Annotated in this window: 12 protein-coding genes and 1 tRNA gene; 7 read left to right on the top strand and 6 right to left on the bottom strand. The window is 73.1% G+C overall.

Going from position 1 to position 15623, the window contains the following annotated elements; all coding sequences use genetic code 11:
* Positions 1–7: 7 nt before the first annotated feature.
* On the bottom strand, positions 8–1693 hold the full coding sequence (locus ACFYT9_RS22545) for a class I adenylate-forming enzyme family protein (protein ID WP_389166497.1): 1686 nt from the start codon (positions 1691–1693) through the stop codon (positions 8–10).
* Positions 1694–1773: 80 nt separating this feature from the next.
* Between ACFYT9_RS22545 and ACFYT9_RS22540 the strand changes: the two genes are divergently transcribed.
* Together ACFYT9_RS22540 and ACFYT9_RS22535 are read left to right on the top strand one after the other, a co-directional pair.
* A tRNA-Arg gene (locus ACFYT9_RS22540) sits at positions 1774–1849 on the top strand.
* A gap of 144 nt (positions 1850–1993) precedes the next feature.
* The gene (locus ACFYT9_RS22535) at positions 1994–2446 is read left to right on the top strand and encodes a hypothetical protein (RefSeq protein WP_389166494.1); all 453 of its coding nucleotides are present in this window, start codon (positions 1994–1996) and stop codon (positions 2444–2446) included.
* Positions 2447–2832: 386 nt separating this feature from the next.
* On the opposite strand, the gene lepB is transcribed toward ACFYT9_RS22535, so the two are convergent.
* From lepB to ACFYT9_RS22520, 3 genes are all read right to left on the bottom strand, one after another.
* The gene (gene lepB / locus ACFYT9_RS22530; RefSeq protein ID WP_387277343.1) at positions 2833–3609 is read right to left on the bottom strand and encodes a signal peptidase I; all 777 of its coding nucleotides are present in this window, start codon (positions 3607–3609) and stop codon (positions 2833–2835) included.
* Between the two features lie 89 nt (positions 3610–3698).
* On the bottom strand, positions 3699–5678 hold the full coding sequence (locus tag ACFYT9_RS22525; protein ID WP_389166491.1) for an MFS transporter: 1980 nt from the start codon (positions 5676–5678) through the stop codon (positions 3699–3701).
* Positions 5679–6155: 477 nt separating this feature from the next.
* On the bottom strand, positions 6156–8648 hold the full coding sequence (locus tag ACFYT9_RS22520) for a serine hydrolase (protein ID WP_389166489.1): 2493 nt from the start codon (positions 8646–8648) through the stop codon (positions 6156–6158).
* A 183-nt stretch (positions 8649–8831) separates the two neighbouring features.
* On the opposite strand from ACFYT9_RS22520, the gene ACFYT9_RS22515 reads away from it, so the two are divergent.
* From ACFYT9_RS22515 to ACFYT9_RS22505, 3 genes are all read left to right on the top strand, one after another.
* Positions 8832–9530 carry a GPP34 family phosphoprotein gene (locus ACFYT9_RS22515; RefSeq protein ID WP_376598784.1) on the top strand — a complete coding sequence of 233 codons (699 nt, stop codon included), beginning with the start codon at positions 8832–8834 and terminating at the stop codon, positions 9528–9530.
* Positions 9531–9894: 364 nt separating this feature from the next.
* On the top strand, positions 9895–10755 hold the full coding sequence (locus ACFYT9_RS22510; protein WP_389166486.1) for a helix-turn-helix domain-containing protein: 861 nt from the start codon (positions 9895–9897) through the stop codon (positions 10753–10755).
* 335 nt (positions 10756–11090) lie between these two features.
* Positions 11091–11291 (top strand): DUF397 domain-containing protein, encoded by a 201-nt coding sequence (locus ACFYT9_RS22505; RefSeq protein WP_376598780.1) that lies wholly within the window; start codon positions 11091–11093, stop codon positions 11289–11291.
* Between the two features lie 196 nt (positions 11292–11487).
* Here ACFYT9_RS22505 and ACFYT9_RS22500 read toward each other — a convergent pair whose 3' ends face one another.
* On the bottom strand, positions 11488–12321 hold the full coding sequence (locus ACFYT9_RS22500) for a hypothetical protein (protein WP_389166483.1): 834 nt from the start codon (positions 12319–12321) through the stop codon (positions 11488–11490).
* Positions 12322–12403: 82 nt separating this feature from the next.
* On the opposite strand from ACFYT9_RS22500, the gene ACFYT9_RS22495 reads away from it, so the two are divergent.
* Positions 12404–13192, top strand: a complete 789-nt coding sequence (locus ACFYT9_RS22495) for an SDR family oxidoreductase (RefSeq protein WP_387277350.1) — start codon at positions 12404–12406, stop codon at positions 13190–13192.
* A gap of 93 nt (positions 13193–13285) precedes the next feature.
* On the opposite strand, the gene ACFYT9_RS22490 is transcribed toward ACFYT9_RS22495, so the two are convergent.
* Positions 13286–14380 carry an ADP-ribosylglycohydrolase family protein gene (locus ACFYT9_RS22490; RefSeq protein WP_389166480.1) on the bottom strand — a complete coding sequence of 365 codons (1095 nt, stop codon included), beginning with the start codon at positions 14378–14380 and terminating at the stop codon, positions 13286–13288.
* Between the two features lie 178 nt (positions 14381–14558).
* Between ACFYT9_RS22490 and ACFYT9_RS22485 the strand changes: the two genes are divergently transcribed.
* On the top strand, positions 14559–15620 hold the full coding sequence (locus ACFYT9_RS22485) for a tyrosine-protein phosphatase (protein WP_387277354.1): 1062 nt from the start codon (positions 14559–14561) through the stop codon (positions 15618–15620).
* The last annotated feature ends 3 nt before the right edge of the window (positions 15621–15623 follow it).

Below are 15623 nucleotides of genomic sequence, written 5' to 3'. Positions count from 1 at the left end.
ACGAAGATCACGGAGCGCCACCGGCGGCGCCGGGGTCCGCGGCCTCGTCCTCGCCCTCGTCGGCCCCGGCCAGCAGCTCCCGAAGCGGCCCCTTGAGCAGCTTCCCGGCCTGGTTCCGGGGCAGCTCCCCCTCCAGTACGAGGACGTGCGCGGGCACCTTGAAGGCGGCGAGGCGCGCGGCGACGTGCGCCCGCAGCTCCTCCGCTCCGACGGCGGCGCCGGCCCGGAGCCGTACGACCGCCCCGACCTCCTCCCCCAGCAGCGGGTGCGGTACCCCGACGACAGCCGCGTCGAGCACGTCGGCATGCCCCTGGAGGACCTGCTCGACCTCCACGCAGTACACGTTCTCGCCGCCCCGGATCACCATGTCGGTGAGCCGGTCGACGATCGAGACCCGCCCCTCCTCGTCCACCCGGGCGAGATCACCGGTACGGAACCACCCGCCCGGCGCGAACGCGGCACGCGTGGCCTCGGGGTCCCCCCAGTACCCCCGGAACAGCGACTGCCCCCGCAGCCACAACTCCCCGACACCGTCACCCCCGCCCCCACGCCGGCGGTTCTCGATCCGGACCTCGGTGGCGGGCGAGGGCCGCCCGACGCTCTCCGGATGGTCCCGGTACTCGGCCCCCACGTTGGCGAGCACACCGCCGCAGGTCTCGGTGAGCCCGTACCCGTTCCGCGGCTGGATCCGCTCCCCGTACCCCTCGGCCAGCTCCCGGGTGATCCCGGGCGGCGCCGCGGCCCCGCCCGTACTGACGAGCACCACGCTCTCCAGCGGATCACCGGTCTCGCGCGCGAGCGCGAGCAGCTGGAGGGCGGTGGTGGGCACCCCCGCGTAGTGGGTCACGCGGTGTTCCCGGATCAGTTCGAGGGCGCGGGCGGGATCCCACTTCCGCATCATGACGAGCGTCCCGCCGCCCGCCATGACGGCGTAGAGCGAGGTGAAGGCGGCGACGTGGAAGAACGGGAACGTCGTCAGCGACACCACGGGCGCGCCGCCCCCCGGCAGCTCGCCGCGCGCCAGCGCGGCCGCCGCGGCGAAGTACCGCGGATGGACGGCGGCCCCGGCCTGCGCGAGCTGCGTGGCGACGGCCCCCTTGGGCCGCCCGGTGGTGCCCGAGGTGTAGAAGATCGTGGCGTCGTCCTCGGCCGCCACCTCCACGTCCGGCGGCCCGAGCAGCGGATCGTCGTCGACCTCGTACGCGGCGAACCCCTCCTCCGCCTCCCCCCGGAACACGATCCCCGGCACCCCGGCCCGCCGGGCCCACGCCCGCACCCGCGGCACCCGCTCCCCGTCGACGAGCAGCACCCCGGGCGCGCAGTCGTCGAGGGCGTACGCGAACTCCTCCTCGGTCCACCAGGCGTTCAGCGGCACGGCGACGAGCCCGGCGAGCTGCACCGCCCAGAACGCCACCTGCCACTCCGGCACGTTCCGCATGGCGACGACGACCCGGTCCCCCCGCCGCAGCCCGTACTCCCCCACAAGCTCGCGGGCGAGCCCGCAAGCACGGTCGAAGAACTCCCGGTACGAAAGAACCCCCTCGTCATCCACCAGGAAATCCCGATCCCCGAACGCCCACACCGCCTCGACGAACTCCCGCAGCGTCCGAGGCCCCCCGACATACACCCCGTCCCGCACCTCGAACGGCGCCCCCGCCCCGCTCAGCCGCCCCACACCACCACTCCGCCCCACAACCCCTCCTCCATCCGGCCCCCCAGTCTGACCCACACCCCCACCCCCAACCCCCCATCCGCTAGGCTGTCCCCGGCCCCGCCTCCGTAGCTCAGGGGATAGAGCACCGCTCTCCTAAAGCGGGTGTCGCAGGTTCGAATCCTGCCGGGGGCACCAGCGCGAAGACCCTCTGCCGATCTTGGTAGGGGGTCTTCGGCATCCACGGCTGACGTCAACGGCGGCGGTCGGCCGAGGACCGCCGGGAGCGGGCGGAGCGAAATGCGGGTGCCGGCCCCCGGGCCTGGCGGGCAGGATCGCGCCATGTCGACGGATGTCAGCGGAATGATCGAGTGCCGGCCAGGGGCCCGTCTGTGGGGCCTCGACGATGAGGACACGGTCTGGGAAGCGGGCATCGAGCTCTCCCTGCTGAACAGGGGCAACGCTTACGACGGCCTCGCGTGCCTCTTCGGAATCCGCAACTCCTTCGGCTTCCGTCCGCTTGCCGAGGACCGCGGCTTCCCGGACGACGCGTCGGAAGGGCTGCGCCGTGAGTTCGCCGGCTACGGCGGCCCCGGCTCCGTGTACGGGACGACATGGGTGACCTGGGCCGAGCTGTCCGCCACCGACTGGCAGGAGACGAACGCCTCCGGCACACGAAGCCGTGCATCGGCCGCAGGGAACGCCACCGACTGGGGCCGCGTCTGGAGCGTCATGCGCATCCTCAGCGAGGTACACGGCGCGGAGAACGTCCGTCTCGTCGTCTGGTTCCACTGACTTGCCTCTCGCTGAACGCGGGTCGGGGCGGTCCCAGGCCCGCTTCGACTTGAGGGCGATGCCTCCGGCGGGAGAAACCGTCGGACGACTGCGGGAAGGCCTGCCGCCTCGGGCATTCTCACGGGCGCAGGGTGTCAGGGTGGCCTGACATGCGTGTCTGACATGCGTGTCTGACATTCAACGGCGGTGGACGGGGGCAGTCAGGAACAGCCTGGCCGGGGCTTGGGGAGGCGGTCCGTCGCCGTCCTGCCTGGTTCACCGCCGCAGCCGTCAGCAGCGGCCTTCGCCCGCCCGAGACCGCGGGTCCGATCCTGCCGGCGGGTGAGAGACGGAAGGGCACCTACCGGTTCGGTGGGTGCCCTTTCGTGTGGGGTGGGGTGGGGTGGTCAGTTGTCGGGGGTGAAGGTGTCGGGGACCGGGAGGGTGGACCAGTGGGGGACGGGCCAGGCCACGACGATGGCTCGGCCGACGACATCGGTGAGGGGGACCATGCCGCCTTGGCCGTCGTTCTGGTGGTAGCGGGAGTCCTGGGAGTGCTGGCGGTGGTCGCCCATGACCCAGAGGTGGCCGGCGGGCACGGTGACCTTGAACTGGCCGCCCGCGTCGTTGCTGCACGGGGTGTTGCCCTCGAAGACGTACGGCTCGTCGAGCGGGCGGCCGTTGAGCTTGACCGGGCCGGTGCCCTGGCATTCGACGGTGTCGCCCGCGACGCCGATCACGCGCTTGATGAGGTGCTGTTCGCCGGCGGCGGGCATCAGGCCGACGAAGCCGAGGACCTTCTGGGTGGTGGTGGGCGGCTTCATCTCGTGGCCGGCCAGCCAGTCGGCGGGGTCGCGGAAGACGACGACCTCGCCCCGGTCGGACTCCGAGCCGAACCAGGGGGTGAGCTTGTCGACCAGGACCCGGTCGTCCTCCTGGAGGGTGTTCTGCATGGAGCCCGAGGGGATCAGGAACGCCTGCACCAGGAAGGTCTTGATCAGGAAGGCCAGGACCAGCGCGACCGCGGCCAGGAGCGGGTACTCCGCCCACGGGGAGAGGCGGCGGCGCCTCGGGGGGCGGGCGGGCGCCGGTGCCTCGCCCGCGGGTTCGGGCCTCTGCTCCGTCGCCACGTCTCCCGCGTCCGTCACGTCCGCCGTCCCCGATTCAGTTGGTTCCTGCCGCATGGGTCGACCCTAGGGCCCGGAGCCGTGCCTCCGCAGTCCCGTGGCCGGTTCACCCTCCTTATGAGTGACCGTCAGGGCGCGCGGCCGTGTCAGCGGAGTTCCTCCGGGCAGGCCGTGCCGCGCGGGAAGAGCTTGTACGGGGCCGCCAGGCGGTACGTGCCCGCCTCGGGGGCGATCAGCTCCGTCCACTCGTCGCCCTCCTCGTCCGGCTCGGCCTTCAGCAGGCAGCCGTTCTCGTTGGCGAAGACCTTCGGGAGCTCCGTCTCGGACTCCTCCCGCGCGAGCTTCGACTCCTCCGTCTCCTGCGGGGGCTCCACCTTGCCGCCGTTCTCGTCCATCAGCGCCAGCCACGGCGAGTACGGGACGCGGATCTTGATCCGCGCCGGGCGGTCGAGGTGGAGGACGACCTCGTTCTCCGCGGCCCGCTCGACCACCGCCGGGGCGTCGGCGAGCGGGGTGGCGTCGGCGACCTCGTACAGGCGCCAGTTCGCGTCGGCCCACACCTGGTTCAGGTACGGCAGGCCCTTGGCGACGAGCTCCGCCTCCCGCTCCGCGCCCGAGTCGGGGGCGCCGGTCGGGAGGACGACGTACCGGACCGACCAGCGGTGCAGCCACTCGCGGTAGTTCACGGCGTTGAGCGTGTCGTCGTAGAAGAGCGGGTTGCGCTCCATGTCCGCCTGCCGGTTCCAGCCGCGCGCCAGGTTGATGTACGGGCTGAGCGCCGAGGACTCGCGGTGGCTGGAGGCCGGGACGACCTCGACCCGTGCCTTCCGCGCCTCCCGCACCTGGAGCTGGTTGATCAGCGGCGCCACCTCGAAGGCCCAGGAGGCGTCCGGGCGGGTGCGGATCACGTCGTCGACGCCCTTGAAGCCGATCCAGAAGTTCAGCCCGAGGAAGGCGACGACCAGCGCGTACCAGCGGCGCGAGCGCGGGCGCGTGTACGGCAGGGCGGCGAGCAGCGCCACGCCCGCGAAGAGCATCGGGAGCCGCGAGATGTTTGAGCCGATCTGGGAGTCGATCGCCCAGGTCAGGAAGGTCCCGACGGTGTAGCAGGCGGCGGCGGTGCGGACCGTCCGCCAGTCCTTCGGCACGAGGAAGAGGACGAGGAGCCCGAAGGCCAGTGGCAGCGCCGTCGAGGCGAAGGCCATCGGCTGCGTGCCGGAGAAGGGGAAGAGCCAGGAGGAGAGTGCGACGACCACGACCGGGGCGAGGCCGATCGCGTACGCGCCCGGGCGCCGCTTGTTGAGGAAGAGCGCCGCCGCGACCACGCCGAGGAACAGGCCGGCGACCGGGCTGCACGCCGTCGCGAGCCCGGCGAGCGGCGCCGCCACGGCGGCCTTCGCCCAGCGCTTGCGGCGCCAGCGGTGCGGCCAGCAGAAGACGGCGGCGACCGCGCCCACCGCGAACATCATGCCGAGCCCGAAGGTGACCCGGCCCGACAGCGCGTTGCAGAGGAAGGCGAACACGCCCGCGAGCGAGCACGCCATGGGGTTACGGACCGCCGGCACCCGCACGAGGATCAGCGCGGTCAGCGCGGCGGAGAGCGTCCCCGCGATCATCATCGTCGAGCGGACGCCGAGCAGCGACATCACGTACGGCGAGACCACGCTGTACGAGACCGGGTGCATGCCCCCGTACCAGGCCAGGTTGTACGCGGAGTCCGGGTGCCGTCCGACGAACTCGGCCCACGCGTCCTGCGCCGCGAGGTCGCCTCCGCTGTTCGCGAAGTAGAAGAACCACAGGATGTGGAGGAGCGCGGCGACGCCCGTCGCCACCATCACGGGGTAGCGGCGCTTACGCCGTCGCGGTGGGGGCGCGGGGGCGGGTGTGGGCGTGGGTGCGGGCGTGGGCGGCTGCGGGGCCGGGAGCGTGGCGCGCTCGGTGGCGGAGCGCTGGTTCGGGAGCACTATTCGCGAAAGTGAACCGGGGGTGGGTGATTCGGTGGCTGGTTCGGTGGCTGCGGTGGGAGCGGTGGGCGATTCCGGCGGTGGTCCGGTGGGGGAATTCTGCTCGGGCAGGGGCGCGTCGGCCGGGCTGCGGCCCGCGCGTGTCGGCTCGGCGGTGGTCACTGCGGCCCTTTCCCGTGCTGCTTCCCTCTGTCCGTCTCGCGCCCGCGCGGCTCCGCGTGTCGCGTCTCGTCCCCCGAAGACGCTAACAGCAGGGCGCCCCGGACGTCCGGGGCGCCCGCTGATCGGGGTACCCGTCGGGTGGTGGCGGCCGGCGGCCGGGGGCCGATGTGCTTGGCATGTGCCTGACGGTCGGGCGCGCCTCGCCCGGCGGGCGCCTGGCGGTCGGGGCCGATGCTTTTGGCATGTGCCTGGCAGTCGGGGAGCGGCCGCCGATTCGTGGTCCGTCGTCGCCCGCGCCGCAGCCAGAAGGCCGCGGGCCGCGGGCCCCGCGGGCCGCGCCTGACGGTCCGGCCCGCCAACCCGGTCCGCCAACCCGGCCCGCCAACCCGGCCGGCCGCCCCAGCCGGGGCGCCCTGACCGGGGCGGCCTGACCGGGGCGGCCTGACCGGGGCGGCCGACCGCACCAGCTCACCCGCGTCAGTTCACCCGCGTCAGCTTCTTGTCGAAGCCGGGCTCCGCCAGGTCGGAGTCGAGTGCCACGGGGGCGCTGACCTTGCCGGCGCCCTCGCCGATCGCGACCGTGCCGACGACGTCCCCGGCCTTTCCGGAGTGCGGGACGGCCTTGCCGCCGTCGGTCAGCGCCAGCTTGACCTTGAGGCCCGGCCAGCCGACCGCCTTGAGCTCCTTCGTCGCCACGACCGGGGTCTGGCCGCCGAGACCGTCGTCGACGTAGCCGACGACCTGGCCCTTCTTCACCACGACCGCCGAGGTCACGTCCTCCTGCGCCTTCTTGATCAGCTCGTAGCTGTAGTCCAGCGACAGCTCCAGCTTCTGGCCGAGCCGCTCGGCGTTCTGCGCGCCCATCACGATGCCCAGGACGCGGCGGGTCTTGCCGTCGACGACCGTGTTGGCCGACCAGAGCAGGTTGCCGCCGGCGGGGGTGGAGGAGCCGGTCTTGATGCCGCTCACACCCGGCTTGAGCAGCAGCCGGCTGTTGTTGTTCTCGATGTAGCCGACGCCCTCGATGGTGGCGTTCGGCATGTCCACGATCTCGCGGAACACGTCGAACTGCATGACCGCCTTCGCCAGCTTCAGCTGGTCCTTGGGGGTCGAGACGGTCGAGTCGAGCAGGCCGGACGGGTCGGTGTAGCGGGTCTGGGTCATGCCCAGGTCCTTGGCGGCCGCGTTCATCTTGTCGACGAACGCCTGCTCCGAACCCGCGTCCCAGCGCGCGAGGAGCCGGGCCACGTTGTTGGCCGACGGGATCATCAGGAGCTGGAGGAGCTCCTTCTCCGTGTAGGTCTGGCCCTCCTTCACCGGCGCCGTCGACTCGTGGGCCGCCTTCGCCTGCTCGGCGGCCTTCTTGTCGATGGTGATCTCGGGGCCCTGCTGCTTCCCCTTGATCGGGTGGTCGCGGAGGATCACGTACGCGGTCATCGTCTTCGTCACGGACGCGATCGGGGCCGGCTTCTGCGCCCCGTACGTGCCCATGGAGCCGACGCCCTCGACCTCCACCGCGCCCTGGCCCTCGCCGGGCCACGGCATCTGGAGCGCGCCGCCGTCGAAGGTGTACGTCGGCGAGCCGGAGAGCTTCAGCGCGGGCGCCGGAAGCGGCCGGACCATCTGCACGATCGCAAAGACGATCAGGAGGAGCAGGACCAGCGGGGTCCAGATCCGGACCCGGCGCATGGTCGTGCGCAAGGCGTTCGGCGGCGGGGGCGGGGTGTTCGTCAGCTCGGCCAGCAGGTCGAGCGGGGGCAGCGGCGGGAGCGGCTGCTGCCGCGTCCGCTCCGGCTCCCCCAGCGAGGGGAGAGGGGCGGGCGTGGGGGCGGTGACGGGGTCCTTCGCCTTCGCCCCGGCCGCTGCCGACGGCTTGGCGGCGGCCGGGTCGACGGCGGCCTTCTTGGCAGCGGACGGCTGTGCGGCGGCCGGCTTCGCGGCGGCGGCCGGTGCCGGGTCGGCCTTGGGCGCGTCGGCGCCGGCCGGCTTCCGGTCGGCCGGGATGTCCGGGATGTCCGGGCGCAGCGGTACGAAGGTGCTCGTCCGCTCGCTGTCGGAGTCGCGGCCTGCGGGGCGGGCCGCGCCGGGCAGGTCGGCCGGCAGCTTCAGCGCGGTCGTCGGCTGGTCCACGGCGGGCGCGGCCGGCGGCCGGACGGCCCGGAACATGGTGGTGGGCTGGTCGACCGGCTCATCGGCCGCCCTGGGCTTGGGCGCGGTGGCCTTGGCGGGTTCGGCGGCCTTGGGTTCGGCGGCCTTGGGTTCGGTGGCCTCGGGGGCGGTGGCCTCGGGCTCGGGGTCCGAGGCGGGCTCCGGGGTGTCGGCCTCAGGCTTCGACGGGGCCGTCTCCGGCTCCGCGGGCTTCTTGGCGGCGAACCAGGACGGCTCCTGCGCCTTCGGCGCCTCCACGGCCGCCGCAGGGGCCTCCGCGGGCTCGTCGGCGTCCTCGGGGGCCGCCACGGGCTTCCCGGCCACCTCCGGCCTCTCAGCCACTTCGGCCGCCTCAGCCGCCTCGGGCGTCTCAGGCGCCTCGTCGCCGGTCGCGTCGCCGGCGTCCGTGCCGTCCTGGTCGCCGTCCTCGGCACCGTCCTCGTCCGCCGCCGTCGTCGCGACCCACGCCGCCACCGCCTGCTTCAGGCGGTCGCCCTCCGGCCGCGACGGCTGCGAGGGCTCAGACGACACCGACGGCTCCGACGAGGAGTCGCCCGACTCCTCCTCCGACCCCTCGGCCGAACGTTCCGCCCCGGACGACTTCCCGGACGTCTCCCCGGACCCGCCCGCGGGCTTCTCCGCGTCGTCCTCAGGGGTGCGCGGCGCCAGGGTCTTGAACACCGCCGTCGGCTGGTCCACCCGCTCCGGCGCGGACACCGCGGACGCCGGGGAGTCGGGGGACGCAACCGTCGGCGTCGCCGCCGTCGTCTTCCCCTCCGACGACCCCTGCTGCTCCGCCCTGTCGGGGGACTCGCCCGCCACCGTGCCTCCTCCATACGTCATACGTAAGTCCGAACCGTCTACCAGTGTCCTGTGTGAACCCCTTGGCTCCCGTGCTAGACGAGAACGACATACCTACTGGTTCCATGACGAACCACCCAGGCACTCTCGACAGATGAATGTGAGAGGGGTCACCCTGTCATTCATCCACGCGGGGAGGCATGGATGGGCAGGAGCCGCAGAACCATTCCGGAAGAGCTTCTGTTGCTCGCTCTGGACCCGGCCACGGGTACCACAGCGCAGCCGCAGTCGCTCGATCTGGGCCTTGCCGGAGCACAGCTAGTGGAGCTGGCTCTGGCAGGACGGATAGCCCCTGACGGGGATCGTATCGCCGTGGTGATGCCACGGCCGACCGGAGATCCGACTCTGGACTCCGCACTGGAACTGCTGCGCAGGCGCGGCAGTCCGGTCCGGGCCGTCCACTGGATCGGCGGACCCCGACTGGGGCTCCGCCAGACGTATCTCTCGCATCTGGAGCGATGCGGCATGGTGCATGCCGTGGAGGGCCAGATGTGCGGGGTGCTGCCGACGACTCGCTACCAGGCGACGGACACGGCGATCAGCCGGGAGATCAGAGCCCGGCTGGACAGTGCGATCCGCACCGGCGTACCGCCGGACCCGCGGACCGCGGCGCTCGCCGCACTGGCCCACGCGGTCGGTCTCGGCAAGCACCTGTACCCCGGCAACGAAGGTCGGTCGTCGCGGTCCCGGCTGCGCGACCTGATCCGGCACGACCCGATGGGCGGCCTCGTGGCGCACGCCGTGATGGACGTCCAGAACGGCGCGGCGGCACAGCCGCGCCGAGGCGGTCCGGGCGTTCCCGCCCAGCCGCGCGGCACCATGGCCCGCGCCGCCGTCCACTGAGGCGAACGCGCGGAACCGTACGGCCGCATCACGCACGGCCGCGTCACGCACGACCGTACCGCCGCACCACGCGCACCCACGTACCGATCCGGGAGCCGCTCGTGGGTGTGCGGGGCGCCACCACGCGTCCCGCACACCCACGGCACACCCGAAGCGCGTCCGAGGCGGATCCGAAGCACATCCGAAGCTCGTCCGGGACACTCCGTACGCCTCCGGGCATGGTCGGCACAAGCGCACCACATTCGCGCGCCCGCACGGACGTTGTCGCGTTTTCCCAGCGCACGCCACACCTTTGGTGGCAGTCTGCCAAGCAGTAGATACTCACAGCTACGCATCGCAGACAGCAGCCGGAGGTGCAGTTTCCGTGGCGTCCAGTGTCAACCCCACCGTCAGGCGACGCCGATTGGGCCAGGAGCTGCGCAAGCTCCGCGAGGGCAAGGGCATGACGGCCGAGCAGGTCGCCGAGCGCCTCCTCGTCTCCCAGTCCAAGATCAGCCGCCTCGAGAACGGCCGCCGCTCCATCAGCCAGCGCGATGTGCGCGACCTGTGCGGGGTGTACGAGGTCGAGGACGAGGCCATGGTCAACTCCCTCATGCAGATGGCCAAGGACTCGCGGCAGCAGGGCTGGTGGCACGCCTTCGGCGACATCCCGTACAGCGTCTACATCGGTCTGGAGACCGACGCGCAGAGCCTGCGCGTCTACGAGCCGCAGATCATCCCCGGCCTGCTCCAGACCCGCGCGTACGCCACCGCCGTGATCTCCGGCGCGCTCCCCGAGTCGACGCCGGCCGACATCGAGAAGCGCGCCACCGTCCGCACCCGCCGCCAGGACCGGATCCGCGACGACGAGCGCCCGCTGCGCCTGTGGGCCGTCATCGACGAGGCCGCGCTGCGCCGGGTCGTCGGCAACCGGCAGGTGATGATCGAGCAGTTGGAGCACCTGGTCGAGCAGTCGCACCTGCCGCACGTCACCGTGCAGGTGCTGCCCTTCGACACGGGCGCCCATCCGGGTATCAGCGGCCAGTACTCGATCCTGGAGTTCCCGGACGCCTCCGACTCCAGCGTCGTCTACATCGAGGGCGTGACGAGCGACCTGTACCTGGAGAAGGGGCCGGACGTGTCGAAGTACAGCTACATGTACGAGCACCTGCGGGCGCAGGCGCTGGGCGTGGAGCAGACGCGGGAGTTCGTGGCCGACATCGCGAAGACCTACACCCTGGGCTGACGGGCACCTGGGGCTGACCGCCGCCCGGGACTGACGGCCACTCGGAACCGACGGCCCCGGCACTCGGGCCGGGCCCGGCCGGACGGTTCGGGCGGGCCGGACGGTTCGGGCGGGTCGGTCAGGCCGGACGGGGCGAACAGGTCTGAACCACTGGGGGCGGATACCGTACACCCCCGACTCGGCCTGACGGAAGCTCAGTTGGAATATGCCACCCGGTCGTGTGAACGCCGGTCCCGCCGCTCGGGACCGGCGAGTAGCGTCGATCAGGCCGGTGGAGAGACCACGCCGGCACCGACTCTCACGCCCCTGCGGGCAGAACCGGAGCTGAGCACATCATGGCCATCATCCAGGGTGCCACCGACAACTGGACCAAGTCCTCCTACTCCGGCGGCAACGGCGCCTGCGTCGAGGTGAAGTCCCCGGTCGTCGCCGCCATCGCGGTCCGCGACTCCAAGGCCCCCGAGGGTCCGTCGCTCTCTTTCGGACCGGGCTCGTGGAACTCCTTCGTCGGCCAGGTGAGCAACGGGGCCCTCTGAGCCTCGCAGAACCGCCCGAACCACGCTTAGCGCCGCCCTCTCGTCCGGTCCGCCGTCCTGGCCGAGAGGGCTCGCTCATGCCCGGGACCGGAAAGCGGGCCTGAGCGCGGACCCGGGACCGGACCGGGGCGAGTCCGTCACCTCAGCCGGGCGCAGGAGCGAATCCGTCGCCTGAGCCGGTCACCGGGCGAGTCCGTCACCTCAGCCGGTCCACGTACAGGTCCGTCCCCGGGACCGTGGGGACGAACGGCGCCACCAGTTCCACCCGGCCCGCGTCGCCCGCGAGGCCGTGCAGGTCCGCGAAGTGTCCGGCCCAGCAGTCGCGCGGGTCCCGTTCAAGGAACCAGAGCAGGGTGAGCCGGGTGTCGACGCCCTCCACCTGCTTCACGTACGTCATGCGGTCGCCGGGCAGCGGGGTCGGGCGGAAGACGGTCACCATCGCGGCCGGGGAGCCGGACAGCCGGCGCGGGAGTTCGCGGGCGGCGAGCCGCTCCAGGAGGGCGGCGCGCTCCTCCGGGCCCGCGCAGTCCACGACCTGGAGGATCAGGCCCGCGTAGGGGTGGTCGAGGGCGTGGAAGTCGCGCGGACCGGCCGCGCCGTCGCGGTACACGGTCGTCTCGTGGTCCTGGAACGACGTGAAGACGTGGGTGCGGTCGTGGTAGACGCGGGCGTCGCGGTTGAGCCGCTTGTTGATGGCGACGGTCCACTTCATGTGCTCGTCGTAGCGGCCGGCGGTGATCCAGTACGTGGAGAGGTAGCAGCCGGCGGTCACCGGCTGCGCGACGGCGGACTTCTCGGGGGTCCGCAGCTCCTGGAGGTCGCGGGTGGCGACCCAGCGGCGGCCCGCGTACATCCAGGGCATCGCCATCGCGCCGGCGTAGTAGTGGTCGTCCTCGTACCAGCGGTTGTACGCGTACTCGTGGCCCGGGTGCGGCTCCACCATGGTGATCAGGGCGTGGCCGGGGCGGATCCCGTACGGGCCGGAGGCGGCCAGCTCCCCGTACGCGTCGGCCGGTCGTTCGCTGCTCATCGACGTCTCCCTTCCCAGTGCGGCTCGGGGCACCTACTCTGACGGACCGTCAGATGTGTGACCAGAGGCGGGAGGCACCCGGATGCTGCTCCAGGGGAAGACGGTCGTCGTGTCGGGGGTCGGGACCGGACTCGGTCACCGGGTCGCGGAGGCGGTGGTACGCGACGGGGGCAACGCGGTCCTCGGCGCCCGCACCGAGGCGAACCTCGTGAAGACCGCGGCGGCGATCGACCCGACGGGCGGGCGGCGCACCGCGCACCTCGCCACCGACATCACGGACGAGGCGCAGTGCGCGGCGCTGGCGGCGCTGGCCGTCGAGCGGTTCGGCGGGATCGACGCGGTCGTGCAGGTCGCGGCCTGGGACTCGTACTTCGGGGGGCTCGCCGACGCGGACTTCGCCACCTGGCAGGGGGTCCTGGACGTCAACCTGCTCGGCACCCTGCGGATGACCCGGGCGTGCCTGCCGGCGCTGCGGGCGGGGGGCGGCGGGTCCGTCGTCTTCATCGGGACGCAGTCGGCCGTCGCCGCGCCGACGCAGGTGCAGCAGGCCGCGTACGCCGCGTCCAAGGGGGCGCTGACCTCCGCGATGTACTCGCTGGCCCGGGAGCTGGGGCCCGAGCGGATCCGGGTCAACACGGTGCTGCCGGGGTGGATGTGGGGGCCGCCGGTGGAGGCGTTCGTCCGTTTCACGGCGCAGGCGGAGGGGGTGGACGAGGCGGAGGTGCTCGCGCGGCTCACCTCGCGGATGGCGCTGCCGGACCTGGCGACGGACGGGGACGTGGCCGACGCGGTCGCCTTCCTCGCGTCGGCACGGGCGCGGGCGATCACGGGGCAGTCGCTGCTGGTCAACGCGGGCGAGCTGATGCGGTGACCCTGCGGGGGCGGAGGCGGGGCGGAGGCGGAGGCGGAGGCGGGATGGTGCACGTGTCCCTGCCCGCCCCGCTCCGCCGCCCCTCCCCGCCCCTCAGGGCGTCGGGTAGCGGGTGTGCCAGGTGGGGGTGTGGAGGGTGGCGGCCTGGGTGAGTTCGAGGGCCAGGTCGTCGGAGAGTTCGAGGATCGTGCCACGGCCTTCGAGCGCCGCCAGCCAGGACGGCGGGAGGGCCGTCTCGCCGTGCTGGGCGCCGAGGAGCGCGCCGGTGACGGCGGCGGTGACGGCGGAGGGGCCGTCGTGGTTGGCGGCGAGGCGCAGCCCGTGGCGGACGTCCTCGCCGACGAGGGCGCAGTAGAGGGCGGCGGCCAGCTGGCCCTCCGCGCGGTCCTCGTCGGCGCCGAGGGCCGTGACGCGGTCCGCGTCGGGCACGCCCTCGCGTACGGCCGCGAGCGCGCGGGTGACGGCCTCGGTCACCGGCTCGTGGCCGGGGCGGGCGGCCAGCAGTTCCAGGGCCGTGGCGGCGGCGGCTTCGACGGAGGCGCCGCGGGCGACCCCGTGGACGGTGACGGCGAGCGCGCCGGCGGCGAGCGTGGCGGCCGGGGCGCCGTGCGTCTGGGCGGCGCACTCGACGGCCAGCTGGCAGACGAGCGCGGGCTCCCAGCCGACGAGCAGGCCGAAGGGGACGGAGCGGACGAGCGCGCCGGAGTCGGCGGCGTCCGGGTTCTTGGGCTGGTCCAGGGTGCCGAGGCGCTCGTCGCCGAGACCGGAGAGGCAGGCGCGGGGCGGCCGGCGGCGGGCGTACAGCCATTCCTGGCGGCCGAGCCAGCCGTTGTCGTGGCGGCGCTCGTCCGGGCCCCAGTCGCGCTGGGTGGCGGCCCAGCGCAGCTGCGCGCGGTGGACCTCGGTGGGCGGGTGCCAGACGCCGCTGTCGCGGCGGACGTGCGCGCGGATGAGGCCGTCGACGGTGAAGAGGCTCATCTGGGTGGCGGCGGTGACGGGCAGGTCGCCGTCCGGGGGCTCCAGGAGGCCCGCCTCGCCGTGCGCCGTACGGATCTCCTTCAGCGCCCGCTCGTGCACGCCCGCTCCGAACGCGTCGCCGACGGCGGCGCCGAGCAGACAGCCGCGCACGCGCGAGCGGAAGTCCTGCTGTTCGGCGCGGCCCCACACGGCCGCGGCAGTGGTGGTCACCACGTGCCCTCCCCCGTCCGAGGTCTCCGAGGTCCCGTTCTCTCACCGGTCTCCGCAGCACTGTAATCGACCGGGTGTGGTCGTTCGGGGGTCGGAACCTTATGTGATCGGACGCCCTTCAGGCCGCTTTTGACCGTAGTTCACCCGAGGTTTGCGGTTGGCCTGAACCATCCGCCGCATGACCCCCGTGACACGAGTCAAGTACTCCTCCGCGGCACTCGCCGCCGCCCTCCTCCTGGGCCTCGGCACCCCGGCCGCCGCCGCGCACACCCCCGGGCGCGACGCGCACCGGGTGCCCTTCACCGCCGCGACCGTCACCGACCACGCCGACGGCACCTCCACCGTCACGTGGACCGCGCCCGGCACCCGTACCGTCACCATCCGCTCCGAGGGCCGCACCGTCGCCCGCGGCGGCGCCACCGGCACGGTCACCGTCCCGACCCGGACCACGGCCGACCGGCGCTGGTTCGACCTCGTGCCCGACCGCGGTACGCCGCTCCGCCTCGCCGACCGGCTGATACGGCTCCAGGGCACGGCCAACCTCCGCGACGCGGGCGGCTACCGCACCCGCGACGGGCGGTGGGTCCGGATGGGCGAGGTCTACCGCTCCGACGCCCTCGACAAGCTCACCGACGCCGACCTCGCCAAGCTGCGGCGCCTCGGCGTCCGCACCGTCCTCGACCTGCGCATGGAGTCCGAGCGGGCCGCCGCCCCCGACCGCGTCCCGGCCGGCGCGCGGCACGTCGTCGCCGACGTCCTGGCGGGCAGCGGCACCTTCACCGCGATGCCGGGGACCCCGGCCGAGGCGGAGGCGATGATGGTGGAGGGCAACCGCTTCATGGTGAGCGGGGACACGGCGCAGGCCGCGTACGCCACCGTCCTCGACGAAGTGGCCGACGGGGACGGCGTCCTCTTCCACTGCACCGCCGGGAAGGACCGCACCGGCTGGGCCGAGGCCGCGCTCCTCACCGCCCTCGGCGTCCCCGAGGAGACGGTCATGGCCGACTACCTCGCCAGCAACACCTACCGGGCCGCCGCCAACGAGGCCGTCCTCTCCCACCTCCCGCCCGCGCAGGCCGCCGTCTACAAGCCGCTCCTCGACGTGCGCCCGCAGTACCTCAACGCCTCCTTCGACGAGGTCGAGCGGGAGTTCGGCTCCTTCCGCGCCTATCTGCGGAAGGGCGCCGACCTCACCCCGCGCGAGCTGAAGTCCCTCGAGCGCGACCTGCTGGTCGGCTGAGGC

The sequence above is a fragment of the Streptomyces sp. NPDC004435 genome (genome assembly GCF_042873895.1).
Taxonomy (GTDB): Bacteria; Actinomycetota; Actinomycetes; order Streptomycetales; family Streptomycetaceae; genus Streptomyces.
The sequence above is the reverse complement of the archived record's forward strand: the minus strand, read 5'-3'. Positions and strand labels throughout refer to the sequence as shown.